General features: G+C 60.5%; 39 protein-coding genes and 2 tRNA genes. 38 read left to right on the forward strand and 3 right to left on the reverse strand.

Features of this window, described 5'->3' with window-relative positions; all coding sequences use genetic code 11:
• Positions 1 to 8: 8 nt before the first annotated feature.
• Both A3M3_RS0107940 and A3M3_RS24235 read left to right on the forward strand, forming a co-directional pair.
• Positions 9 to 2,180 (forward strand): RecQ family ATP-dependent DNA helicase, encoded by a 2,172-nt coding sequence (locus tag A3M3_RS0107940; protein WP_028265896.1) that lies wholly within the window; start codon positions 9 to 11, stop codon positions 2,178 to 2,180.
• Positions 2,177 to 3,613: an MFS transporter gene (locus A3M3_RS24235; protein ID WP_035741501.1), complete on the forward strand. Its 1,437-nt coding sequence runs from the start codon at positions 2,177 to 2,179 to the stop codon at positions 3,611 to 3,613. The genes A3M3_RS0107940 and A3M3_RS24235 overlap by 4 nt, the downstream gene beginning before the upstream one ends.
• Before the next feature lie 51 nt (positions 3,614 to 3,664).
• On the opposite strand, the gene A3M3_RS0107950 is transcribed toward A3M3_RS24235, so the two are convergent.
• From A3M3_RS0107950 to A3M3_RS0107960, 3 genes are all read right to left on the reverse strand, one after another.
• Entirely contained in the window at positions 3,665 to 4,726 is a 1,062-nt protein-coding gene (locus A3M3_RS0107950) for a hypothetical protein (protein ID WP_028265897.1), read from the reverse strand.
• 390 nt (positions 4,727 to 5,116) lie between these two features.
• Positions 5,117 to 5,350 carry a helix-turn-helix domain-containing protein gene (locus tag A3M3_RS0107955; protein ID WP_028265898.1) on the reverse strand — a complete coding sequence of 78 codons (234 nt, stop codon included), beginning with the start codon at positions 5,348 to 5,350 and terminating at the stop codon, positions 5,117 to 5,119.
• A 351-nt stretch (positions 5,351 to 5,701) separates the two neighbouring features.
• The gene (locus tag A3M3_RS0107960) at positions 5,702 to 5,950 is read right to left on the reverse strand and encodes a helix-turn-helix domain-containing protein (RefSeq protein WP_155854315.1); all 249 of its coding nucleotides are present in this window, start codon (positions 5,948 to 5,950) and stop codon (positions 5,702 to 5,704) included.
• Between the two features lie 106 nt (positions 5,951 to 6,056).
• On the opposite strand from A3M3_RS0107960, the gene A3M3_RS0107965 reads away from it, so the two are divergent.
• The 36 genes from A3M3_RS0107965 to A3M3_RS27975 all read left to right on the forward strand — a co-directional run bounded on the left by A3M3_RS0107965 (position 6,057) and on the right by A3M3_RS27975 (position 19,774).
• Positions 6,057 to 6,302 (forward strand): helix-turn-helix domain-containing protein, encoded by a 246-nt coding sequence (locus A3M3_RS0107965; protein WP_028265900.1) that lies wholly within the window; start codon positions 6,057 to 6,059, stop codon positions 6,300 to 6,302.
• Positions 6,299 to 6,538, forward strand: a complete 240-nt coding sequence (locus A3M3_RS0107970) for a hypothetical protein (RefSeq protein WP_028265901.1) — start codon at positions 6,299 to 6,301, stop codon at positions 6,536 to 6,538. The genes A3M3_RS0107965 and A3M3_RS0107970 overlap by 4 nt, the downstream gene beginning before the upstream one ends.
• A gap of 97 nt (positions 6,539 to 6,635) precedes the next feature.
• On the forward strand, positions 6,636 to 6,857 hold the full coding sequence (locus A3M3_RS0107975) for a hypothetical protein (protein WP_028265902.1): 222 nt from the start codon (positions 6,636 to 6,638) through the stop codon (positions 6,855 to 6,857).
• On the forward strand, positions 6,854 to 7,243 hold the full coding sequence (locus A3M3_RS0107980) for a hypothetical protein (protein WP_028265903.1): 390 nt from the start codon (positions 6,854 to 6,856) through the stop codon (positions 7,241 to 7,243). Before A3M3_RS0107975 ends, A3M3_RS0107980 begins: the two co-directional genes overlap by 4 nt.
• 75 nt (positions 7,244 to 7,318) lie before the next feature.
• Positions 7,319 to 8,053: a phage antirepressor gene (locus A3M3_RS24240; RefSeq protein WP_051423020.1), complete on the forward strand. Its 735-nt coding sequence runs from the start codon at positions 7,319 to 7,321 to the stop codon at positions 8,051 to 8,053.
• Positions 8,050 to 8,199, forward strand: a complete 150-nt coding sequence (locus A3M3_RS27940; RefSeq protein WP_155854317.1) for a hypothetical protein — start codon at positions 8,050 to 8,052, stop codon at positions 8,197 to 8,199. Before A3M3_RS24240 ends, A3M3_RS27940 begins: the two co-directional genes overlap by 4 nt.
• Positions 8,196 to 8,372: a hypothetical protein gene (locus A3M3_RS27945; RefSeq protein WP_155854318.1), complete on the forward strand. Its 177-nt coding sequence runs from the start codon at positions 8,196 to 8,198 to the stop codon at positions 8,370 to 8,372. The genes A3M3_RS27940 and A3M3_RS27945 overlap by 4 nt, the downstream gene beginning before the upstream one ends.
• Before the next feature lie 109 nt (positions 8,373 to 8,481).
• Positions 8,482 to 8,775, forward strand: a complete 294-nt coding sequence (locus A3M3_RS0108000) for a hypothetical protein (protein ID WP_028265904.1) — start codon at positions 8,482 to 8,484, stop codon at positions 8,773 to 8,775.
• The gene (locus A3M3_RS0108005; RefSeq protein WP_028265905.1) at positions 8,772 to 8,990 is read left to right on the forward strand and encodes a hypothetical protein; all 219 of its coding nucleotides are present in this window, start codon (positions 8,772 to 8,774) and stop codon (positions 8,988 to 8,990) included. The genes A3M3_RS0108000 and A3M3_RS0108005 overlap by 4 nt, the downstream gene beginning before the upstream one ends.
• 9 nt (positions 8,991 to 8,999) lie before the next feature.
• A complete protein-coding gene (locus tag A3M3_RS0108010; protein ID WP_028265906.1) occupies positions 9,000 to 9,215 on the forward strand; it encodes a hypothetical protein in 216 nt (71 codons plus the stop codon).
• 136 nt (positions 9,216 to 9,351) lie between these two features.
• Complete coding sequence (locus tag A3M3_RS0108015; RefSeq protein ID WP_028265907.1) at positions 9,352 to 9,573, forward strand: hypothetical protein; 222 nt, start codon at positions 9,352 to 9,354, stop codon at positions 9,571 to 9,573.
• Positions 9,566 to 9,856 (forward strand): hypothetical protein, encoded by a 291-nt coding sequence (locus A3M3_RS0108020; protein ID WP_028265908.1) that lies wholly within the window; start codon positions 9,566 to 9,568, stop codon positions 9,854 to 9,856. The genes A3M3_RS0108015 and A3M3_RS0108020 overlap by 8 nt, the downstream gene beginning before the upstream one ends.
• A complete protein-coding gene (locus A3M3_RS0108025) occupies positions 9,853 to 10,344 on the forward strand; it encodes a hypothetical protein (RefSeq protein ID WP_028265909.1) in 492 nt (163 codons plus the stop codon). The genes A3M3_RS0108020 and A3M3_RS0108025 overlap by 4 nt, the downstream gene beginning before the upstream one ends.
• Entirely contained in the window at positions 10,341 to 10,907 is a 567-nt protein-coding gene (locus tag A3M3_RS26890) for an HNH endonuclease (protein ID WP_155854320.1), read from the forward strand. Before A3M3_RS0108025 ends, A3M3_RS26890 begins: the two co-directional genes overlap by 4 nt.
• A complete protein-coding gene (locus A3M3_RS27955; RefSeq protein ID WP_155854321.1) occupies positions 10,897 to 11,046 on the forward strand; it encodes a hypothetical protein in 150 nt (49 codons plus the stop codon). Before A3M3_RS26890 ends, A3M3_RS27955 begins: the two co-directional genes overlap by 11 nt.
• Positions 11,043 to 11,372, forward strand: a complete 330-nt coding sequence (locus A3M3_RS0108040) for a hypothetical protein (RefSeq protein WP_028265910.1) — start codon at positions 11,043 to 11,045, stop codon at positions 11,370 to 11,372. Before A3M3_RS27955 ends, A3M3_RS0108040 begins: the two co-directional genes overlap by 4 nt.
• The gene (locus tag A3M3_RS0108045; RefSeq protein ID WP_155854322.1) at positions 11,369 to 11,593 is read left to right on the forward strand and encodes a hypothetical protein; all 225 of its coding nucleotides are present in this window, start codon (positions 11,369 to 11,371) and stop codon (positions 11,591 to 11,593) included. The genes A3M3_RS0108040 and A3M3_RS0108045 overlap by 4 nt, the downstream gene beginning before the upstream one ends.
• Before the next feature lie 465 nt (positions 11,594 to 12,058).
• Entirely contained in the window at positions 12,059 to 12,742 is a 684-nt protein-coding gene (locus A3M3_RS0108055; protein WP_028265913.1) for a lambda exonuclease family protein, read from the forward strand.
• The gene (locus A3M3_RS24250; RefSeq protein WP_051423024.1) at positions 12,739 to 13,302 is read left to right on the forward strand and encodes a hypothetical protein; all 564 of its coding nucleotides are present in this window, start codon (positions 12,739 to 12,741) and stop codon (positions 13,300 to 13,302) included. The genes A3M3_RS0108055 and A3M3_RS24250 overlap by 4 nt, the downstream gene beginning before the upstream one ends.
• Complete coding sequence (locus A3M3_RS0108065) at positions 13,299 to 13,577, forward strand: hypothetical protein (protein ID WP_028265914.1); 279 nt, start codon at positions 13,299 to 13,301, stop codon at positions 13,575 to 13,577. The genes A3M3_RS24250 and A3M3_RS0108065 overlap by 4 nt, the downstream gene beginning before the upstream one ends.
• On the forward strand, positions 13,577 to 14,023 hold the full coding sequence (locus A3M3_RS0108070; RefSeq protein ID WP_028265915.1) for a single-stranded DNA-binding protein: 447 nt from the start codon (positions 13,577 to 13,579) through the stop codon (positions 14,021 to 14,023). The genes A3M3_RS0108065 and A3M3_RS0108070 overlap by 1 nt, the downstream gene beginning before the upstream one ends.
• A 5-nt stretch (positions 14,024 to 14,028) precedes the next feature.
• Positions 14,029 to 14,202, forward strand: coding sequence for a hypothetical protein (locus tag A3M3_RS27960; protein WP_155854323.1), 174 nt, complete (start codon positions 14,029 to 14,031; stop codon positions 14,200 to 14,202).
• Positions 14,203 to 14,304: 102 nt separating this feature from the next.
• Positions 14,305 to 14,598 carry a glutaredoxin family protein gene (locus A3M3_RS24255; protein ID WP_051423026.1) on the forward strand — a complete coding sequence of 98 codons (294 nt, stop codon included), beginning with the start codon at positions 14,305 to 14,307 and terminating at the stop codon, positions 14,596 to 14,598.
• A gap of 193 nt (positions 14,599 to 14,791) precedes the next feature.
• Positions 14,792 to 15,211, forward strand: a complete 420-nt coding sequence (locus tag A3M3_RS0108090; protein ID WP_028265916.1) for a hypothetical protein — start codon at positions 14,792 to 14,794, stop codon at positions 15,209 to 15,211.
• Positions 15,212 to 15,265: 54 nt separating this feature from the next.
• Complete coding sequence (locus tag A3M3_RS24260) at positions 15,266 to 15,904, forward strand: DNA cytosine methyltransferase (RefSeq protein ID WP_197023151.1); 639 nt, start codon at positions 15,266 to 15,268, stop codon at positions 15,902 to 15,904.
• Positions 15,905 to 15,931: 27 nt separating this feature from the next.
• Positions 15,932 to 16,279 (forward strand): hypothetical protein, encoded by a 348-nt coding sequence (locus A3M3_RS24265; protein WP_051423027.1) that lies wholly within the window; start codon positions 15,932 to 15,934, stop codon positions 16,277 to 16,279.
• 225 nt (positions 16,280 to 16,504) lie between these two features.
• Positions 16,505 to 16,882, forward strand: a complete 378-nt coding sequence (locus tag A3M3_RS0108105; RefSeq protein ID WP_028265917.1) for a hypothetical protein — start codon at positions 16,505 to 16,507, stop codon at positions 16,880 to 16,882.
• Positions 16,879 to 17,118, forward strand: a complete 240-nt coding sequence (locus A3M3_RS0108110; protein WP_028265918.1) for a hypothetical protein — start codon at positions 16,879 to 16,881, stop codon at positions 17,116 to 17,118. Before A3M3_RS0108105 ends, A3M3_RS0108110 begins: the two co-directional genes overlap by 4 nt.
• A gap of 109 nt (positions 17,119 to 17,227) precedes the next feature.
• Positions 17,228 to 17,473, forward strand: a complete 246-nt coding sequence (locus A3M3_RS0108120) for a hypothetical protein (protein ID WP_028265919.1) — start codon at positions 17,228 to 17,230, stop codon at positions 17,471 to 17,473.
• Complete coding sequence (locus A3M3_RS0108125) at positions 17,470 to 17,850, forward strand: hypothetical protein (RefSeq protein ID WP_028265920.1); 381 nt, start codon at positions 17,470 to 17,472, stop codon at positions 17,848 to 17,850. The genes A3M3_RS0108120 and A3M3_RS0108125 overlap by 4 nt, the downstream gene beginning before the upstream one ends.
• Entirely contained in the window at positions 17,847 to 18,257 is a 411-nt protein-coding gene (locus tag A3M3_RS24270) for a RusA family crossover junction endodeoxyribonuclease (RefSeq protein ID WP_051423029.1), read from the forward strand. The genes A3M3_RS0108125 and A3M3_RS24270 overlap by 4 nt, the downstream gene beginning before the upstream one ends.
• Entirely contained in the window at positions 18,254 to 18,433 is a 180-nt protein-coding gene (locus tag A3M3_RS0108135) for a hypothetical protein (protein ID WP_028265921.1), read from the forward strand. The genes A3M3_RS24270 and A3M3_RS0108135 overlap by 4 nt, the downstream gene beginning before the upstream one ends.
• Complete coding sequence (locus A3M3_RS0108140) at positions 18,430 to 19,026, forward strand: hypothetical protein (protein WP_028265922.1); 597 nt, start codon at positions 18,430 to 18,432, stop codon at positions 19,024 to 19,026. The genes A3M3_RS0108135 and A3M3_RS0108140 overlap by 4 nt, the downstream gene beginning before the upstream one ends.
• Complete coding sequence (locus tag A3M3_RS27965; protein WP_155854324.1) at positions 19,023 to 19,187, forward strand: hypothetical protein; 165 nt, start codon at positions 19,023 to 19,025, stop codon at positions 19,185 to 19,187. Before A3M3_RS0108140 ends, A3M3_RS27965 begins: the two co-directional genes overlap by 4 nt.
• A 379-nt stretch (positions 19,188 to 19,566) precedes the next feature.
• A tRNA-OTHER gene (locus A3M3_RS27970) sits at positions 19,567 to 19,639 on the forward strand.
• Between the two features lie 51 nt (positions 19,640 to 19,690).
• Positions 19,691 to 19,774, forward strand: a tRNA-Ser gene (locus A3M3_RS27975).
• Positions 19,775 to 19,911 lie beyond the last annotated feature (137 nt).

Below are 19,911 nucleotides of genomic sequence, written 5' to 3' on the forward strand. Positions count from 1 at the left end.
CTGAACCCATGCCCAACAACCCTGATGCTGCTCTCCTCGCAGCAGAACAGTCCACCACCCGGCTGCAAGCTCTTGAGGTATTGCGGGAGCTTGTGGGGAGTACGGACGCGCAATTCCATGACGGCCAGTATGAGGCGATCGAAGCCCTCGTAGACGCCGGACGGCGCGCCCTGGTGGTCCAGAGGACTGGCTGGGGTAAATCCGCGGTGTACTTCGTCTCGTCGTTGTTGCTGAGGCGGCGAGGAGCCGGGCCCACGCTGATTGTCTCCCCGCTGCTCGCACTCATGCGGGACCAGGTGGCCGCCGCCGCCCGGGCCGGTGTGCGCGCAGTGGCGATCAACTCGGCCAACCAGCTCGAGTGGGACAACGTTCGCGAGCAACTCGCCGCGGACCAGGTGGACGTTCTCCTGGTGTCGCCGGAAAGGCTCACCAACCCTTCCTTCCGGGAGAACCAGCTGCCCGAGCTCATCCGCCGTACCGGCCTCCTGGTGATTGACGAGGCACACTGCATTTCGGACTGGGGCCACGATTTCCGTCCCGACTACCGGCGCATCTCCGATCTCATCGAGCAGTTGCCCGGTAACGTCCCCGTGCTGGCGACCACGGCGACGGCCAACTCCCGGGTGGTGCATGACATCGAGGAGCAGCTCGGCTCCGGCGTTCTTACCATCCGTGGCACTCTTGGCCGAGAGTCCTTGCGGCTGGGTGTCCTGAAGCTTGCCGACTCAAGGGATCGCCTGGGCTGGTTGCTCACACATCTTGCTGATATGCCAGGCAGCGGGATCATCTATACCTTGACCGTTTCCGCCGCCGAAGACACTGCACGGCTTCTCTCCGAAGCGGGCCACCAGGTCTTGTCCTACACAGGACGCACGGACCCCGCGGACCGGGAACGGGCCGAGCAGCTTCTCAAGGACAACCAAGTGAAGGCGCTGGTGGCCACCTCGGCCCTCGGCATGGGTTTCGATAAACCCGATCTTGGTTTCGTTATCCACCTCGGCGCACCTTCGTCGCCGGTGGCCTACTACCAGCAAGTGGGCCGAGCCGGTCGTGGCGCCGCAAATGCCGATGTCCTCCTCCTGCCTGGGTCCGAAGACCGCGAAATCTGGCAGTACTTTGCCACCGCTTCCATGCCTTCGGAGGAAAAGGCCGCAGCCGTCCTCAACGTCCTCGCCGGGTCCGGCTCTGCGTTGTCCACCGTGGCCCTCGAAGCGCGGGTGGACCTGCGCCGGACACCCTTGGAACTCCTGTTGAAGGTCCTTGCGGTCGATGGCGCGGTGGAGCGAGTCGGCGGCGGCTGGAGGTCCACGGGACGTCCCTGGATCTACGATGCCGAACGCTACGCTCGTATTGCCGAGGCCCGGGTGGACGAGCAAGACTCCATGGTGATTTACCAGGACACCGCTGGATGCCGCATGGAATATATCACCGCCGTCTTGGACGACGAGTCCGCACGTGCATGCGGCCGTTGCGACAATTGCGCCGGCATATGGTTCCCGGCCAACGTGGAAGCAGCCGCCGCAGACGCTGCGGGGCAGACCCTCCGGCGCGCGGGCCTGGTGCTGGAACCCCGGCTTCAATGGCCCAGCGGCATGGACCGGCTGGGCGTGGCTGTGAAAGGCAAGATCAAGCCGGAAGAGTTGCTGGCTGAAGGCCGTGTCCTGGCCCGCCTGACTGATTTGGGTTGGGGAGGGGCCCTCCGCGAACTCTTTGCGGCCGGCGCGGCTGACCGTGAAATTGAACCTGCTATGTTGCAGGGCTGTGTTCAGGTCTTGCGCGAGTGGGCCGTCGGAGATGGCAGAACCACGGGTTGGAGCGGGCAAGGACGGCCGGTAGCCGTCGTGAGCATCCCCTCCAGAAACAAGCCGGTGCTGGTTGAATCCTTGGCCCGCGGCATAGCAGGGATCGGCCAGATGCCGTATCTGGGCCCCCTCCAACTCGAGCATGGTGGACCCGCCGGCGCCCGGGGAGGCAACAGCGCCTACCGGTTGGCCGGTGTCTGGGAGCGCCTCGTAGTTGGCACTGAACTTGCACAGAACCTCGCCTCGCTCGGCGGCCAAGGCATCCTCTTGGTCGATGACTTGGCGGACAGCCGCTGGACCATGACCATTGCCGGCCGCGCCCTCAGGCAAGCCGGAGCGGGATCGGTGTTGCCTCTCGTACTCGGTCAAGCAGCTTGAACGGCGCAGCCCCGTCTGTCGAGTCCGGATCCAAGTGGCAGCCACGGCTCGCACTGCTGGTTGCCGCCACCTTCTTCATGGAGTTCCTGGACGGTACGGTCCTCACCACCGCCATGCCCAGCATTGCAGCCGACTTCACAGTCGCTTCTGCCGATATCAATGTCACGATGACCGCCTACCTGGTGACCGTGGCCATGGGAATTCCGCTTAGCAGCTGGCTCGCAGAACGCTTTGGGGCACGTCGAATCTTCTGCCTGGCGATAGCAGTATTCACGACGGCATCGTTGCTTTGCGCGGTCAGCCCGGACCTCACCTGGCTGACGCTGAGCCGGGTGGCACAGGGCGCAGGCGGGGCCATGATGGTGCCCGTAGGGACGCTCGTAGTGCTGCGGGGTACTCCCAAATCAGAGCTGCTCCGAGCCACGGCATTCCTTGTTTGGCCGGGCTTGCTCGCTCCCGTTTTGGCGCCTCTCGTGGGCGGAGCTTTCACCACCTATCTTTCATGGCACTGGATCTTCCTGATCAATGTACCGCTGGGTATTGTCGCGTTCCTCGCGGCGTTGCGGCTGGTTCCGCGCACGGGAGGTGACACTGGCCGACGGCTCGACTGGCGGGGGCTCGCACTAACCACTTTCGGCGTCGGATCTCTCGTGGTAGGCCTTGAAGGAGTGGGCGGTCACGGCCCGGGCGTGTTCCCGGCCGTTGTGCTGTTGGCCGGAGTATTGGCTTTGGCCGGGGCGGCCTGGTGGATGCTCAAGGCCAAGTCGCCGCTTTTCGACCTCAGGGTCTTCGCTACCCGCACTTTCCGGGCGACCTCCACAGGTGGGTTTGTCTACCGGCTGACCATCAGCTCGGTTCCCTTCTTGCTGCCGTTGTTGTTCCAAGACGGTTTTGGCTGGGATCCGCTCAGGTCCGGCGCCATGGTGGCTGCCGTCTTCATCGGCAACATCAGCATCAAGCCTGCAACGACGCCTATCATCCGCCGTTTCGGCTTCAAGCCCGTCTTGGTCTCCGCCTCCCTTGCCTCTGCGATCACCTTTGCAGCTTGCGCAATGCTCAACGCCGGGACCCCGGAGCCGTTGATTTTTGTCCTGCTCCTGGCCAGCGGAGCCTTCCGTTCGATCGGCTTCTCGGCCTACGCCTCCGTGCAATATGCGGACATCGTTCCGGGAGAGCTTCCCTCGGCCAACGCCGTTTCGGCCACTCTGGTGCAACTGGCAGCGGGGACCGGCATCGCGGTAGGCGCACTCTTCCTGCGCCTTTTCGATCATGCTTCACTCTTCGGCGGCGGCCCTTCCTCCGCGTACCGTGGCGCGTTCCTCGCGATGGCTGTAGCGATGCTTTTGAGCACCGTGGACAGCCTCATGCTGCCCCGGCACGCCGGGGCAGCAGTCAGCCGGAGCGTGAGCAGGCCCGAGAAACGGCAAGGTTAAACGGCAAGGCCAGAGGGCTGGCCGGGCAAAACGAAAGACGCCGGACGCTAGCTAGGAAGCCGGGTGCGTAAACGGTATCCGGTCGAAGGACACAACGTTCGCTGCATCCTCAGGATTGACCGTGACCTTGAGCCAGTCTTTCGCATTGTTTGATCCATCCACAGTGACTCGCGTCAGGTTCTTCGCCGCAGTGGGCTGGCCGTAAAAGGACAGCCACGCGGAACCGGTCGCGAGGGGATGGTCCTGGTGATAAACGTGGCTGTCGCCGTTAATCAGGTAGACGGGTCCACCGAACGAGTTGGATTCCTCGATCAGAGTCTGTACCAACGGCTTGAAAGCGCCAAAATCGGCCTGGGACGGAGCCGCGATTGTCGGGTCGAACATGTCGGCTTGCGTCATCACGACGACGGCTCGGTCGCCATTGTTCCGCGCCTTGCGGAAGGTGTCCTTCAACTCCTGGATATCCGCTTGGGTCCGCTGCTGGACCTCGTTGAGCTGGGCGGCCGTGGGCTGGGTTTGGCCCAATCCTGTCCAAGGCAGCATCGAGTTGTTACTGCCTGGAATGTTGACTGTGGTGAAGGCGACCTCATGTTTGCGGAAACTGACGTTCTCCGGGAAGCCTTCCTTGGCCTGGGACCTCAGCTGCATGGGCGAACCAAGGGTGACACCAGGTTTCGGGAAGAAGATTTCCCGAACCTTGGCCAGCCTTTCCAAGGGGTCGTAGGCGCCGTTGTTCGTCCGGTGGCAGTCTGTCCATTCGTTGTCGCCCGGGGTGTAGACGAGCGGCGCGGTGAAGCTGTCAAAGTTCTTCTTGATGGCTTCGAAATACTGGTCCGTGCACTGCGATGATCCATTCTTGATGTCGCCCACATGTGCTACAAAGCTCAGTTCCTTGTGGGCGTTCAGATCCTGGATATAGGACGGGAATGCCTGGATTTCAGCATCGCCGTAGGGTACGTCGCCGATTACTCCGAAGCTGAAGCCATCGGTGTTGCCTTGGTGCCCGTTGCCGTTTGAGCCGTTGCCGGCCGCCAATGCAGACGGAGTGAGCACGATGGTTGACAGTAAGACGGCCCCAACCGTCGCGATGGCGAATCTCGTCGTTGAACGCATGAATTTCTCCTCGTCGGTCTCGGATTACCCGGACGAGGCTATTGGCGCGAGCTGAATTCCAAGAGTCTGCGACATGAACCACGCCAAAACCCAGAAATTCCGGCCCTCGGGACCTGGGACGCAAAAAGGCCCCGGTCCAAAAGACCGGGGCCAAAACGCGGAGACGGGGGGATTTGAACCCCATTTTCTAAACCGGCTCCAATGGCGATCCTGCCTTATAAACAAAGGGAAGTAGGCCCATCTTGGCCGGAATATTGAAGGTGCATTAAGTGCATAGATTGGGGGAAATTTAAGCCCCGTCCCCCCAGTGGGGGGGAGGTTTTTCAACCTTTAGGCCCGGAAACAGATCAGGCCCCGCCAAGACGGCGGGGGCCCTTTTTGCGTTGATGTTCAGTCAAGTTTGGGTGGCGTGAGGCCGAGGACTTCGCAGATAACCTCGACGTCATTGAGGGTGAACGGTACTTCGTCCCGGAGTCGCTTGCCCAGGTAGTTTCGCGACAGGCCAGTAGCTTCGGCCATGGCCGAAATGGTGATCCTCTCACGGTCCATCACGCCCTTCACGTGCGCGGAAAATGAGCGCGCGAGTGGTCCGGGAGCCGGCTGCTTACCTGAGGGCATGCTCATGATCGTATCCGTCCGAAGATCGCCGAGATTCTATCGCCGCGCAACCGACTCATATGGGCCAATGGTGCCCCATATGGGTCTGACCTGCAACGACTCCAAAACTACTCCAGAATGATCCGATCGGGATAGAGCTACCCGGAAGGGGTGGCCCATATGGGGCATAATAGCCGTTCTGGGCCATCGTCATATCACCTGAACCTGAGTGTCAGCTGCATGGTCTATAGTCTGAATCACTCGAACATATATTCTAACGAAATGGGGATTTGAAAATGATTGAGCGGCTTCACGCAATGGGATGCGAGACTGCGCAGGACGTCATCCGCGAGTCGCTTGGGCGCGGCATGAGGCCGTCTACTTTCCTTGCTGAAGTCGAGCTTCGGCCAGTTCGAACAGTCCGCGAGGACTGAGGCCCAGCGCGGCGGCGACTTTCACGAGCACGCTGAACGGCATATCCCGGTTTCCCCGCAGGTAGTTACTCATTGCCTCCCGGCCAACGCCTGCCGACGCGCCAAGCTTGGCCTGGCTCATTCCAGCCGCGGCCATCTCCATTTTGATGACGGTTGCCACTGCCGCCCAATAGTCGCTCTCTTCTGTGCTCATAACGGCCACATTATGCGGTCAATTGCACGTACGCAACATCCATATGGGTAATTTTTCCCCGCGTGTCCCTTTGACTTGTGGTCATTTGACCGCATATGGTCTCTTCATGACCTCACCAAATGAAGCCGAGAGCCAGCTGGCCCGTAACATTGAAAACCACCTCGCCGCCAAGGGTGTCACCCGCAAGACCCTCTTCGATCAGGCCGGGATCAGCCGGAACACCTTCGAGCGAAACATGGCCAACCCTGGCAAGTTCACTGTATTTCAGCTTAGGCGGATTGCATCAGCACTCGACGTAAGCCTCACCGAAATCCTCCCGGGCGAAGTGCCAATGATGGCCGCAGCAGCATGACCCGGCGTTCAGAGTCCTATGCAACGGCGCAGGACATGGCGACGAAATACCGCCTCAGCAACCACACGGTGCGACGCAAGGTCCAAACAGGGGAGTGGCCCTGTGATCGCATAGGCCGCCTCTACCGCTTCTCACCCGCCCAGCAGGACGAGATAGCCCAGATCATCGCAGGCACTAAGCGCGGCGGATACGACAAAGACCGCATCGCAGCCGCACTCCGCAAACTCTCCGCCTAACCCGCACCACCCCGCCGCAGCGCAAGGCGCCGGCACCCTCGCCCAATCGGGCACACCACCACTCATCCCCTACTGGCTTTTTAGTCGGAGGTTTCCCGTGCTGCTCTATGCCCTTTTGCAGGAGGCGCTCGAAGGAATGGACAAGAAGTCCGCCGTCGCGCACCTACTCTTCCTCTTCCCCGATAAGTCGAAGTCATTCTTCGATCGCAACTATATGCACATCTTGACGCTTGACCCTCTCGGGCTGTCCCGCATCCTCGGTCATTCAGATCCCACCGCCAATAAGGCAATCCGCAACATCGAAAGGAAAGTAGCATGAGCGACTTCATTACCCAGGCCGAGTGCGCCCGCATGATCACGGACGCACTCGCCAAGCAGTTAGAAGACCTGCGCGGTCTCCTCCGGGACGCTCTCAAAGCTGATGGCCACACCGGGGGTGATCAGCAGTTCACGAGCGCCACCTTCCACCCCCTGAAGCTCAACCCAGCCGCCCTTAGTGTTCAGAAGCGCCTCGTCGATCTGACTCCTGATGAGATCGTGCAGCTCATTAGTGACGGCGCGCGAGATAACTTCCCCGCCGTACATGAATTTCCAGACCAAATTACTTCCCCTTCTCTAGGTGCGCATGGTTGCGCGTGTTTGAACACCACGAAGCCTACAGATGGGGTTGGGCGGGGCGGCGAAGATGACCGCCCCGCCACGTAATGACCAAGAACAAAAAGCGAGGCGGCCACCGCGCAAGGTGACCGCCTTTTGTGTACCTACCGAAAGGAACAACTCGTGACCACTCTACAACTCTTCAACTACGGCGGGCAGGAAGTCCGCACGGTGCTAATCGACGGCGAGCCTTGGTTCGTCCTCACTGACCTTTGTCAGATCCTCGGCCTGACAACCCCTTCCCGCGTTGCCGAACGTCTAGATGAGGCTGATGTGAGCCAGACTCACATCAGCTCAGGCGGCCAGTTTCGCCAAGTGACCATCGTCAATGAGTCCGGCATGTATGAGGCTGTGATCCGCTCCGATAAGCCGGAAGCGGTTACCTTCCGCCGCTGGCTGACTGGCGAAGTACTCCCGGCCATCCGCAAGACGGGCAGCTACGGTCACGCGCCGCTTGACTTGAACGCTATCGATCCGCGCACCCTCGCCCTGGCGATCCTCGAAGAGTCGGATCGGGCGAACGCTGCGGAGTCTCGGGTGCTGGAGCTCGCGCCAAAGGCTGAGGCGTTCGAGAAGTTCATCGAGGCGGACGGTTCGCTCAGTCTCGGTGCCGTCGCCAACATGTTCAAGGTTGGCCGGCAGACGCTGTTCGACTGGTTGCGCGCGGCGAAGGTCATTCAGGCTGACCGGCGCCCGTATCAGGAGTTCGCGCTCTGGTTCGAGGTGAAGGCCTCCAGTGGTGAGCGGAATAGCGGCGCAACGTGGGTCACATATTCGTCCAAGCTTCTGCCGTCCGGCGTTGACCCTTTGTTCCGACTGCTGGTTCGCCGCGGCTATATCACCCCGGACGCAGCATGAGCGCCCAGTCGAAGCCGAAGAAGAAGCAGTACGAACCGAAGTTGCGGCCGGACGAGATCACCCTCGCGCTGGAGCTCGCCCAGCAGAAGCGCATCAAGGAAGACATCGCGGCGTACACAACCCGCAAAACCGAAGGAGCATCATGATCATTCTCATCCTGGCCGCCACCATCATGACCGCCATGTTCATCCCTGCCGCGATGCGTCATGACCGGTTGCTTGAGGAGCCGGAGGACGTCGATTATGACCTGCTCGATGCCGAGCGTGACACCCGCCTGTCAGACGACGCTGACGCCGCCAGAAAGGAGTACGGATTCTAATGACCACCACACACCGCCGCGCTGACCGTTGGACGCTTGCCCGCCGACTTGCTGACCGTCTCGTCCCGCAGGTTGTCCCGGGCCGTCACCACATTGTTTGGGGCAAGCCATGACCGCCGAACTCATGCCCCGTAACCCGGTGACGAACCCGACGCCGGCCGAAGTGTTCCGCTACTCCCGCATGTACGGGCTCACTGTCATGGATGCGCGCAACGAGATCATCGCCGCACGGCATGTGATCCGGGTTGGTGATCTGGTCCGCAACGATCAGCGCGTCCTTGGCACGGTGACGCATGTGCGGTACGCGGCGTCCACCACCCCGCTAAGCCTGACGGTCTGCACCGGACCCACCGCGTACGACCTCATCCACCCCGCACCGGCCGACGTCAGGAAAGTCGCATGAGCAAGCGTGAAGACCGCACGGCCCACTGGGGCACCTGCGAAGACGAAGACTGCATGACGTCAATGGTCATTTATCCACACCCGGATGCCGTGGCTGACCTGCCTGACGAGGACGACTGGGAGAACTCGCCATTCTTCGTCGATTGCCCCGTTTGTGGGAGCGGCATGGACTGGGGCGGAACCGATCACCCGGCTGACATCCTCAAGAATTACTGAGGCGAACCAATGACCCCCGTAACGAGCGAGCGTGAGACAACGCTATCGACCATCGACAAGATGCTGGCGGTAGGCGACAAGCAGCTTGGACATGAGCCTGTCGGTGTCGTTCTGATCTACAAGAACCAAGCATTCCTGAAAGCCATATGGACGAAGGATTCGAGCCGCGAGGACAACATGCAGGCGCTTATGGATGCGGCCCTCGATGAAGCGAGCAAGTCATGACCCCCGTAACGGTCCCCACATCCACCCGTGACATTCACCTCCCGGACCTCACCCACGTCCCGCACCTGTGCGCGAACCTGGCCAAACTCCCACCAGCACTACTAGCCGACATCCTCAACCGTAAGGACACACAACAATGAGCGAGAAGATCATCGGCTACGTGGTAGTCGACAAAAAGACCAAGAAAATCGACTGGGACGGCGAACTTCACCCGCTGCGAGTTGACGCGCTCGAATCCATGACGGGCCCGTATCAGGCCTACTGCAAGAACTTGGAGGACGAGACGGATGACCGGACCTACTGGGGCAGGTTCTATGACATCTGCCCCGTCTACGCGACGGAGCCCACCAATGTCTGATCTGTCTTCCCTCCTGGCACCAATCCGCGCACGGGAAGCTGCGGCCACTGACCACCCGGGCCACGCGACCGTGGAACAGTCCCAAGCGGACGTCCCGCGCCTGCTGGGAGCCCTCGACAAGGTGATTGCGCTCCATGAGCCGGTTGATGCGCTCATGAACCCGGGCCGTCACGAGCGAGTTGTGAAGGTCTGTACCGGCTGTGGGACCGATGACGGCAACTGGCAGCGCTGGCCGTGCCCGACTGTCACCGCCGTGACCGCTGCACTCGGGGAGGGGAAATGAACGCCCGCGACGAGCTGGCCGAGATCATCCAAGACTGCGGCGAGTACATCCCCGGCTCGCACGCCGATGACTACGTGAGCCCCGACAAGGCAGCCGACGCTATCCTCGCCGCTGGCTACCGGAAGCCCCGCACTATCGAGAACGACAAGCTGGTTATCGATGACGGCATTCTCCTGCTCGAAGTGGGCAGTTGCACCTGTACGCCGCATGGGAGCAGCCACGAAGCATTCTGCGGCTACGAATATCTGGAAGACCTTACCGGACCTCTCGAACGGGCTGGTTACCGGAAGACCCGCACGGTCACCACTGTTGAGGAACTGGACGCGCTGCCAGAAGGCGCGGTCGTTCACTGGCGCGGCATGACGGCTGTCAGGGCACACGAGGCCGAACCTGCCGGACTGAACTGGATTGCCGTCGGATCGGCTATGGGCTATTCGGCTGGCGAGTTCAATCTCTCCGCGACGGTCCTATTTGAGGGGGAAGCATGAGTGAGCAACCACGTGGCTTCCACGGCAGATTCGTGAAGATGGCAACGGCCTGTGTAGTTGACGACTGTCAGCGGACGCCCAGGGCAAACGGCATGTGCAACATGCACCTACTTCGTGTTCAGAGGAACGGTCACACCGATTACACCCGTACCGCCACTCCGAACAAGGTCCGATTCTGGCGCGGGGTGAAGGTCAATGGCGACTGCTGGGAATGGCAGAAATCCCGAAACCCGAAAGGTTACGGGAAATTCACCCTGAGCCCTGAGAAAAAAGGCGTGCTTGCACACCGGTTCGCTTACGAATACTTGGTCGCCGAACTGCCGGATTACATCGCACTGGACCACCTTTGCCTCAACAAGGCTTGCGTCAACCCGTCCCACCTTGACCCCGTGACAGCGGCAATCAACACCACCCGCCACTACCAGATGCAGGCGCCGGCTACCGTATGCAGGCGCGGTCACGAGCTTCCACCGCTGGTTCCCGGAAAGAAGCGGCACTGCAAGGAATGCCGGAACACCAAAGAGCGCGAAAATCGAAAGGCGGCCGCGAACCATGGAAGCTGACAAGACATACACCCTGACACTGGACGAAGCCACCGTGGAACGCGTACACAGGGAGATTATTAGCTGCCTTGAAGGCTACATGAACTACGAGCAGATCATCCGCGCCGTGCTCTCAGCGGCAGTCCAGGAGGAACGATGAGTGCCGTTGAGAGTATGCGCGCCGATTTGGCTTATGCGGACAGATACCGCAATCGTGCCAGAGCTCTGGACGGCCTCGGGATGCTGCTTGAATGCGAAACGCCAGGAACAGTGAGCGAGGTATCCGTAAAGCGCGGGCGTTGGTTCCACCGCACCCTCGGAGGAATATTCAAGAGCAAGAGTCCTGCGGACGATGTAAAACACGAAATCATCCTGTCCAACGACGAGCGCCGGGAGTTCGCGGACTGGTGCAAGGACCGCGCCTCAAAGTTACGTAAGCAGGCCAATGACATTGAGATTCGGTTGGCAAAGGGTGTGGCCGAGTGAGCGCGTCAATGGCCGAGGTGCACAAGATCGTTGACGCCGTGCGCGACGACGAGGGCCTGACGAAACTGGCACGGACGATCAAGGAGGCATTCAACGAAGCGGTGTTCGCCGGGCTTGGCGAATGGGATCAGGCACGTTACGCGGCACACATGCTGGCCGCGAACGGGTACGGGAAGCTCGAAGACGCTGAATCTTGCTGCTGTGGGACGTGTGGACTATGAAGGAGGCCGGAATGATCCCCGACGGCGTGATTGAGACTGCTGCTAGGGCGCTATGCATGTCCAGCCCAACGCTGAGATATCAATATGACGACATGCACCCTCGACGCCAATTGGTGTGGCGCGACCGAGCCAAGGCCATACTCGAAGCCGCTGCCCCGCACCTTCGTGCACAAGCACTCAAAGACGCCGCGAACGCTGCTCTTGGGATGCATGAACCTGCCGCGCCAGACTGCCAAGAGTGGTCCGACTGGCTCCGTGCCCGTGCGGTGACGGAAAGAGGCGGGGAATGAGCCACCCCGTCGTGGGCACCGGGGCAGACTTCTGGGGGCGGCAAACAAACGCCTATCCCGGATGCACCTGCCCGCCCGCCAGATACAGTCCGCGTGGCCCGAAGCCCACCAACCCGAACTGCCCGGAACACGGCCCCCACGAGGGGCCTTTTTCATGCCCAGATAAGGACGAAACATGAGCTTGCAAATTTTCAAAGAACTTGAGCAAGGGTCCGACGAGTGGCTAGCCGCACGGTGTGGCATCGTGACCGCATCCGTCGTTGGCCAGCTAGTCACCACCAAGACCCTCAAACCGGCCGCGAACGAGACTGCCCGAGGACTCACAGCCACGCTCGTAGCCGAACGCATCACAGGGCACGTCGAGCCCATGACCGTTTCGAGAGACATGGAGCGCGGCACACTGGACGAGCCCTACGCCCGTGAAATCTACGCCGAACACTATGCGCCAGTGGCCGAACTTGGGTTCATGGTCCGTGACGACTGGGGCTTCAAGATCGGCTACTCACCAGACGGCCTAGTAGGCGATGACGGGCTGATTGAGATCAAGTCCCGGAAACAGAAAATCCAGCTCAATACGATCCTTGCCGACGAAGTGCCGATTGAGAATATGGCGCAGATCCAGTGTGGCCTGCTCGTCTCCGGGCGTAAGTGGTGCGATTACGTGAGTTTTTGTGGTGGCATGCCGCTGTACGTAAAGCGCGTGTCTCCTGATGAGCGCTGGCGTGAGGCGATCATCGAATCCGTCTCAGAGTTCGAGATGTCCGCAAACGCAATGCTCGCCAGATACGCAGAATCCACCGAAGGATTGCCGATGACCGAGCGCATCGACCACTACGCAGAATTGGAGCTCAAACTATGAAGGTTGCAGTAAAGCCACGTTCCGACCAGTGGAACGCAGACGACTTCACTGGCGGACCACGAACGTTCACCATCGCTGGCGTCAAACATGGAACCGCCGAAGCCCTCTACGACATTGAGCTGGTAGAGGGTGAAGGGCGAGCGTGGCGTCCACCAAATGGAATGCTGTCCGTCCTTATTCAGCTCTGGGGCGACGAAGCTTCTGAATGGGCTGGACGGCGCGTAACCCTGTTCAAAGATCCATCAGTCAGGGTCGGCAAAGACGTTCCTGGCGGCATCCGGATTTCGCACATGTCCGACATTGGGCCTAAAGGCGCATCGCCCAGCATCACGGTGAGCAGGGGTCAGCGGCGGCCCTATCCGGTCAAGCCCCTAGCCGAAGCCCTCGCCGTACCCGCACCACAACAGCCTGACCTCACTATCCCTGACAGTGTCAAGGCCAACACGGCCAAGGCAATCGCTGAGGGCAAGGTTCCCAGCTACCTCGCGTGGCTCGGCGAGAACAACGCGCCGCAACACTTCATCGACTACGTCAACGCACAGACCAAGGAATCAGAATGAGCAATGTCCTAGCCCTCGCCCAATACGCCCACACGCGGCTCGAGCCATTGTTCGCTCGAGCCAAAGCTGTTGATAAGTCCATCATGTTTAGCATCGAAGCAGTCTTCGCCGACGAAGATTCAGTGTTCCACAGCGGATCATACTTGAAGGTCTGGGCTCACTGGTCCCGCGGAGACGTGTTTCAGAATTCTCCCCATCTTGAATCCATGCCCGACGTGGACAAGTTCGCCGCACAGGTTGAGGCCGACGTCGTGAAGCTTGAGGCTGCCGAGTAATGGCGCAGATAAATTTCACTGGCAACCTTGGCGGCGAGCCGAAGATGGACTTCAAGCCCAGTGGTAACGCATGCCTTCAGTTCAGGGTGGCCGATACCAAGGGTAAGAAGGACGATCAAGGCAACTGGGACAAGGCCGCTGAGCAGACTCAATGGTTCCGCTGCACACTCTGGGGCCCTGATGCTGAGTACTATTTCGAGCGGCTGCGTAAGGGTGCCAGGGTGAGCGTGTTCGGCGATCTCATGGCGCGCGAGTACGTAGACCGTGACGGCGTACACCAGACCTCGCTTGATGTGACCGTGCGCGGCCTGTCCGTGGTCAACAAGAAGGGCTCGGCCGCAACCTCCCAGCCTGCCGCCACGAACTCCCAAGGCTGGGGCAACGAACCAGCACCCCAGCAAGACCCGTGGGGCGCTCAACCGGCCAATGCTGGCGGATGGGGATAGCGCCGATGGCTAACAGCCCACTGACAATCCGCGTCCCACTAGAGGCCGAGTTGCTGATCCGAGTCAAGGGCAGCGATGCGCTCCACCTCATCGGGACAGTCACTTATGAGACTGACATCAACGTCGTGCTGCAAGACGCCTTCGCGTTCAAGCGCGAAAACTATCCCGGCAAGCTCTAGCCCGCCCGCACCACAACACATTGGCCGCCACGGAGCGGCCTTTTTTATGCCCGGCGCACACCCCCAGCTCGGAAGGGGGTGTGCGCAACCGAAAGGACATCCATGAACCACGCACTCGAAACCCAAGCACGAGACGGCGCCGCAGTGGTCTTGTATACGAAGCCCAACTGCCAGCCCTGCCGCATCACGAAGCTCAAACTCAAGCAAGCTGACATCTACTACACCGAAGTAGACGTCACCAAAGACCCCGCAGCACTGCACTTCGTCAAGGAAGTCCTCGGCTACAGCGGCGCCCCAGTCGTCTACGTCTCCACCATTGAAGGTGACGTGCACTGGTACGGCCTCGACGTCGCCAAGATCGAAACGCACCTCACCGCACGTGCGGACGCCGCCTAATGGCAAATCCGTGCTGTTTTCTTTGCCGAGGGCCCATGGATCTCTGCCTCAATCACCGCTGCCCGCACCACCTTGAGATCGACAAGCAAGACGAAGCCAATCACCAGGCGCGCCAAACCTACCGCAACCCAACGGAGCGGGAGGCAATCAACAACGTCATGCGCGCAACCCGCAATCACAAGAAGGAGGAGCGATGACGAATGACCTTCTGCGCGCCGCAACCGCTGAAGCTTTCCCGAGTCGTCCGCGTATCGGCCGCGGACCTGTCATCGACTACGAACGCGTCAGAACACTCACCGAAAACCACCGAACCGCCGAACAAATCGCCCAAATCCTCGGATGCTCAACAAGCGCCGTCACCCAAATCCGCCGGCGACTCGGCATCACCAGCCCCCGCATGCTAACACCAGAACGCCGGCAACTCATCGAGAACGCCATACGCGACGGCTGGTCCCAAATCGAAATCTGCCGCACCCACCACGTAGACCCCGAAACCATGCGCCGCCACTACCCCGACGCCAAATGGACCCAAGAACAACAAAACGAACACATTCGGGCCCTACGAATCGGCCGCACATGGAACTGGGGCACCAACGAAAAGAAAGCCGCATGAAACCCAAGATGCTCGACCTCTACTGCCGGATCGGGGGGGGCAGGGAAGGGCTACATGGAGGCTGGCTTTGACGTATATGGCGTGGACATTGAGGATATGCCCGACTACCCCGGGACCTTCATCCAGGGCGACGCGATTGCCTACCTCGCGGCTCATGGTCATGAATATGACGCCATCCACGCCAGCCCGCCTTGCCAAGCATCCAGCGCCCTCACGAAGGGCACCAACAAGGGCCGGGAATACCTCAATCTGATCCCGGCGACAAGGGCGCTCCTGGCGCTCTTTGATGTGCCCACCGTCATTGAGAATGTCCAGGGCTCAGACCTACGCCGCGACCTCACGCTCTGCGGCGAGATGTTCGGACTTGCCGTCATTCGCCACCGATACTTCGAGATCTCCGGATTCCCGGCACTTCCCTTGGAACACAAGAAGCACCGCGGAAGGGTTGCCGGCTGGCGGCACGGCGAGTACTTCGACGGCCCATACTTCGCTGTCTACGGCGGCGGAGGCGGCAAGGGAACCGTCAAGCAGTGGCAGGACGCAATGGGAATCCATTGGACCAGCGACCGCAAGAACCTTGCTGAAGCTATACCGCCGGCGTACTCCCGGTTCATCGGCGGACAAATCATGCAACACATCGAATCCGGACAGGCGCTCGCTCAGCTCAAGGCTGATATTGAAGCCGCGGCATGAGTCGCATCAATCAAGGAAGGATCCCCCGTGGCTTGGTTCAACGCCGACGACAAGATGCACGGCCACCCAAAGTCGCGCGCCGCTGGGCTCGAAGCAATGGGCTTATGGCTACTCGCCGGCACCTACTGCACCGACTACCTCACAGACGGCTCAGTGCCGCTCTGGTTCGTGGAGTCCTGGCCACGAGGCAAGCAACTAGCCGCCAAGCTCATAAAGACGGGCTTCTGGGAGGCGGACGGCGAGGACTACCAATTCCTGTCCTGGGCCGAGTATCAGCGCACCAAGAAACAAGTCCTGGAAGCGAAGGAGAAGGCAGCGGAACGCAAGGAGAAGTTCATCCAGAACAAAAACAGCACGGCTAAGGAACGCACGTAGAACGCCGTTCCAAAAGCGTTCCCAGAGCGTCCGGAACGGTTTCCGAACGCCGTTCCTCAAATCGTCCAAGACCAAGACCAAGACCAAGTAGTTAATACTCACCTCGTGTGGGTTATCTCGCCTTTGTGTTTGGGGTGCTTTTCAAAGAAGCGATGAAAAAAGTTCCAGCCAATCATCGCTTACGTAACGCGAGACTCGAGCGATTTTTGGCTTGAAAGGAATCCATTGACCATCACCGACCAGCAAGTGCGCGCTGTCGCATACCTGCTCCACGAAATCCGACCCGACTGGGGCATCACATCATTGACGTCCCTGATCAACAAGCACACCGACGCCATGGACTTGGGTTCGCTGCTCATCGCCGCCACAACCAAGGCCATGGAGCAAACATGCGTCACACCAGCGCCGATATTCCACCCCGGCCCACACTGGCCGGCCAAGACGAAAGCCAGACTACCCAGACCCGAACCATGCCAGTGGCACATAGGCGAACAAGCACACAACTGCCGATGCTGCGCCGCAGACCGAAAAGCAGAACCACACAACCACCACGAAGCCGTCTCGGAAGAGGCGGCTTCAGTCGTTGAAGGAGAGCAAGCATGAGCATGACCCGAGGCAAGATCGAACTCACGAAGGCCGCAGCAAGAAGCCTCATCATCGCGTGCGACGCGCTGCTTGAACGCCTCGATGCTGAGCGCGTCCGCTACGACCACCAGGCCAAGCGGAACGTCACGCGCCCCAAGTCAGACGGCGATTACTCATACGGTTCGCCCGAGTCCGGCGCGCTAAGGCGCAGATCCATGGACGTCACCCGCATCCTCGCCGATCTCCGCAAATGAGCCTCCATCTCCGCATCGAAGCGGCCATCAAACTCCTACACCCCGAAGAAATGACACCAATCGCCCGCGACGTCCTACTGCGCATCCTCGAAGAAGAAAGCGACGAACAATGAGCAAATTCAAAATCGGCGATCATGTCCGCGTAATCGCCACACCCTGCCGCTGGTTCGACCAAACCGGCACCGTCCACGATGAAGCGCCCGGAGCATTCCACATCGCCGACCTCGAATCGCACCCGCTTTGGTTCCACCCCGACGAGCTCATACTCGCCGACCCGCTGAACGTGATGCTCAACGACGTCGAAGGCCAGCAACTCGTACGAAACATCCACGACCGCAAGGAGAAAACGCTGTGAACCGCAAAGAAGGCAAAGCCCGATGGACGTACACCTGCGAACCCTGCGAAGTCCGACTGACGCACCCCGACCAGTTCCGGGCCATCGAAGCATGCCACCGGCACGAGCGAGGGTTCGGGCACATCGTGGCATTGCTGGGCTCCGGCTTGACGGCTACCTTCGCGCCAATCATTGCGGCATTTGGGTCCGGCTACGCCTCGAAGGCGGCTGTCGAACGAGAAAGCGCAGCCGTTGCGGCAAAATACGCGCCGCTCCCCGAGGCTAAGTCTGCACTTGATGCCTTAGAGGCCATGAGCTTCGCGCAGATCCCGCTGCCACCGAACACCCCACGCGACCCCACGCTGCGTCGGGACCGGCGAAAGTGGGGCGGGCGATGAGCTCGCTGCGCGTCGTCGCCTACGGTCTCCCCGCCAGCCAAGGCAGCAAGAAAGCGTTCAAGCGTGGCCGGAAGATCGTCATGGTCGAGATGGACGAGAAGCTGCCCGCCTGGCGCGCTGCAGTCGAAGGAGCAGCCCGAGCCGCTGCCGGACTCAACTGGACGACCATCGACGGGCCAGTATCCATTGCGGGCGAGATCCGGCTGCCCAAACCCCGCACAACTAAGTACCCGGACGCACCCGCCGGCACACCAGACCTCGACAAGCTCCAAAGAGCAGTAGGCGACGCCCTCACCAAATCCAAAGTCATCAAAGACGATGCCCGAATCGTCCACTGGAATGTCCGCAAAGTCTGGGCCGAAAACCTAAGCGGACTCGACATCACCATCACCCAGGAGCAGCCATGAGCAACATCAAGATCGAACACGCAGCCGACGACAAGAAAGCCGGCATGACCGTCGGCGACGTCTTCGCATTCGCCCAAAACGCCCTCAACCACGACATCGACCCAAGAACACCCGTCAGAGTCACCACCGGATTCCGCATGCAAATCCAGAAACTCGAAGCCGGAGGCAGCCGATGAGTCATGAATGCACCACGGAGGATTGCCTCAACCACACTGACACCTACCTGTGCACCCACTGCGTCCGCGACCTGCAAGCTTGGCTCGACAAAGTGGACGTCCTCATCGAAACCCTGGGCGTCACCATCGCCAAACTCGACCACGTCCGGCCTGCAAACGCAGGATGGAACGCCGGTGGCAAACCCGGCAGCGCTGCACCCATCAACCTCGACGCCCTCCAGCTGCAACAAAACCTCAAGAGCGTCGGCCGTTGCGCCAAGGACTACGCACGCGACGAACGGGCCGCCGGGATCGCATGGCTCATCCGAGACTGGATCACCAAAGCCGAACTACTCGTCAGCGGACCCGAAGAACCGCCCGTGAACCATGCAGCAAACCGCGAGCGCATCAAAGGCATCGCACCACCAATGCCCACCCGCCAACTCGTGCCCTGGCTCAGAGAAAAGACCGGGATCATCATCAACGCCCAGCAAATCCGCGACTGGGCACGACGAGGGAAGCTCACAGCCGCTGAACGTGAACCGTCACCCACCTACCATCCACACGAAGTCCTAGCCGCATGGCACCAAACCAGAAAGGAGGATCACAGATGAGCAACGCGAAACACCTCCACTACAACAACGATGACGGCGTATGCCAGTACCGAAACTGCGACCGGAGCATCCCGGACGGAATCAGCATCCAGCTCTGCGACAAGCACCTGCGACTCGCCTACGCCGCGTACCTAATTGCAACCGGCCAGCCAGTCCCGTAAAGTGTGGCAAAGCGGCGTATTTGACGTACCCGCAACCAAGCCGAACGCTCTAAGCGCTCGGCTTTTTTCGTGCCCAAATCCACTGCGGGCGCGCACACCACAACTTCATAGCCCGCCGGACATGAACGGCGGGAGGGCTGAGTCATACGGGTGGCTCAGCAGGTTCGAGTCCTGCCAGCCCACGGGAACCAAAATGGTTCCTCGTCCGGTAGATGCGTCAAGACCCAAGCATCCACCACCCCGTGAACCCGTCAACGTCAGGCAAGGAACCAACGAAGGATGCGCCGGGCGACCCCATGCGCCTGCCAAGGACATCCTGCGGGAACACACAAAGCATGATGGCTCAACCATCCGGGAGGCGCCCGTAACAGCGCTGTCCGGCAGTAGAAGAGGCAAGGTGCCAGGGCTGACTGTAAATCAGTCCACGGTTGGTTCGATTCCAACTGCTGCCACGGTCGATCAAAAGACCCCTTAGCCTTGCCGGCCGCGGCGGGCTCTGGCAAGGAATGTAACGCCCCAGTGGTGGGGCGCCGGTGTCGAATACCGGGCGACGGGAAACCGTAGGGGTTCGACTCCTCTGCATTCCGCTCTCCTGCATGGAGGCTCCGAGCTGGTACAAGGGCATGTCCTTACCATGCAGCTAGGGAGTCAACTGGCGAACCCGGATCATCGATCGGTATTCCGGGAAGACTTCGCCACCTTGGAGCCTAAGAACGAGGCGATG

It is taken from the genome of Arthrobacter sp. MA-N2 (genome assembly GCF_000517125.1).
GTDB classification, from domain to species: domain Bacteria; phylum Actinomycetota; class Actinomycetes; order Actinomycetales; family Micrococcaceae; genus Arthrobacter; species Arthrobacter methylotrophus.

Bases quoted from the DNA above. Each gene is read 5' to 3' on its own strand.
- A3M3_RS0107940 (WP_028265896.1), top strand. From the start codon at position 9: ATGCCCAACAACCCTGATGCTGCTCTCCTCGCAGCAGAACAGTCCACC.
- A3M3_RS0107950 (WP_028265897.1), bottom strand. From the start codon at position 4,726: ATGCGTTCAACGACGAGATTCGCCATCGCGACGGTTGGGGCCGTCTTA.
- A3M3_RS0107955 (WP_028265898.1), bottom strand. From the start codon at position 5,350: ATGAGCATGCCCTCAGGTAAGCAGCCGGCTCCCGGACCACTCGCGCGC.
- A3M3_RS0107960 (WP_155854315.1), bottom strand. From the start codon at position 5,950: ATGAGCACAGAAGAGAGCGACTATTGGGCGGCAGTGGCAACCGTCATC.
- A3M3_RS0107965 (WP_028265900.1), top strand. From the start codon at position 6,057: ATGACCTCACCAAATGAAGCCGAGAGCCAGCTGGCCCGTAACATTGAA.
- A3M3_RS0107970 (WP_028265901.1), top strand. From the start codon at position 6,299: ATGACCCGGCGTTCAGAGTCCTATGCAACGGCGCAGGACATGGCGACG.
- A3M3_RS0107980 (WP_028265903.1), top strand. From the start codon at position 6,854: ATGAGCGACTTCATTACCCAGGCCGAGTGCGCCCGCATGATCACGGAC.
- A3M3_RS27940 (WP_155854317.1), top strand. From the start codon at position 8,050: ATGAGCGCCCAGTCGAAGCCGAAGAAGAAGCAGTACGAACCGAAGTTG.
- A3M3_RS27945 (WP_155854318.1), top strand. From the start codon at position 8,196: ATGATCATTCTCATCCTGGCCGCCACCATCATGACCGCCATGTTCATC.
- A3M3_RS0108000 (WP_028265904.1), top strand. From the start codon at position 8,482: ATGACCGCCGAACTCATGCCCCGTAACCCGGTGACGAACCCGACGCCG.
- A3M3_RS0108005 (WP_028265905.1), top strand. From the start codon at position 8,772: ATGAGCAAGCGTGAAGACCGCACGGCCCACTGGGGCACCTGCGAAGAC.
- A3M3_RS0108010 (WP_028265906.1), top strand. From the start codon at position 9,000: ATGACCCCCGTAACGAGCGAGCGTGAGACAACGCTATCGACCATCGAC.
- A3M3_RS0108015 (WP_028265907.1), top strand. From the start codon at position 9,352: ATGAGCGAGAAGATCATCGGCTACGTGGTAGTCGACAAAAAGACCAAG.
- A3M3_RS0108020 (WP_028265908.1), top strand. From the start codon at position 9,566: ATGTCTGATCTGTCTTCCCTCCTGGCACCAATCCGCGCACGGGAAGCT.
- A3M3_RS0108025 (WP_028265909.1), top strand. From the start codon at position 9,853: ATGAACGCCCGCGACGAGCTGGCCGAGATCATCCAAGACTGCGGCGAG.
- A3M3_RS26890 (WP_155854320.1), top strand. From the start codon at position 10,341: ATGAGTGAGCAACCACGTGGCTTCCACGGCAGATTCGTGAAGATGGCA.
- A3M3_RS27955 (WP_155854321.1), top strand. From the start codon at position 10,897: ATGGAAGCTGACAAGACATACACCCTGACACTGGACGAAGCCACCGTG.
- A3M3_RS0108040 (WP_028265910.1), top strand. From the start codon at position 11,043: ATGAGTGCCGTTGAGAGTATGCGCGCCGATTTGGCTTATGCGGACAGA.
- A3M3_RS0108055 (WP_028265913.1), top strand. From the start codon at position 12,059: ATGAGCTTGCAAATTTTCAAAGAACTTGAGCAAGGGTCCGACGAGTGG.
- A3M3_RS24250 (WP_051423024.1), top strand. From the start codon at position 12,739: ATGAAGGTTGCAGTAAAGCCACGTTCCGACCAGTGGAACGCAGACGAC.
- A3M3_RS0108065 (WP_028265914.1), top strand. From the start codon at position 13,299: ATGAGCAATGTCCTAGCCCTCGCCCAATACGCCCACACGCGGCTCGAG.
- A3M3_RS0108070 (WP_028265915.1), top strand. From the start codon at position 13,577: ATGGCGCAGATAAATTTCACTGGCAACCTTGGCGGCGAGCCGAAGATG.
- A3M3_RS27960 (WP_155854323.1), top strand. From the start codon at position 14,029: ATGGCTAACAGCCCACTGACAATCCGCGTCCCACTAGAGGCCGAGTTG.
- A3M3_RS24255 (WP_051423026.1), top strand. From the start codon at position 14,305: ATGAACCACGCACTCGAAACCCAAGCACGAGACGGCGCCGCAGTGGTC.
- A3M3_RS0108090 (WP_028265916.1), top strand. From the start codon at position 14,792: ATGACGAATGACCTTCTGCGCGCCGCAACCGCTGAAGCTTTCCCGAGT.
- A3M3_RS24260 (WP_197023151.1), top strand. From the start codon at position 15,266: ATGGAGGCTGGCTTTGACGTATATGGCGTGGACATTGAGGATATGCCC.
- A3M3_RS0108110 (WP_028265918.1), top strand. From the start codon at position 16,879: ATGAGCATGACCCGAGGCAAGATCGAACTCACGAAGGCCGCAGCAAGA.
- A3M3_RS0108120 (WP_028265919.1), top strand. From the start codon at position 17,228: ATGAGCAAATTCAAAATCGGCGATCATGTCCGCGTAATCGCCACACCC.
- A3M3_RS24270 (WP_051423029.1), top strand. From the start codon at position 17,847: ATGAGCTCGCTGCGCGTCGTCGCCTACGGTCTCCCCGCCAGCCAAGGC.
- A3M3_RS0108135 (WP_028265921.1), top strand. From the start codon at position 18,254: ATGAGCAACATCAAGATCGAACACGCAGCCGACGACAAGAAAGCCGGC.
- A3M3_RS0108140 (WP_028265922.1), top strand. From the start codon at position 18,430: ATGAGTCATGAATGCACCACGGAGGATTGCCTCAACCACACTGACACC.
- A3M3_RS27965 (WP_155854324.1), top strand. From the start codon at position 19,023: ATGAGCAACGCGAAACACCTCCACTACAACAACGATGACGGCGTATGC.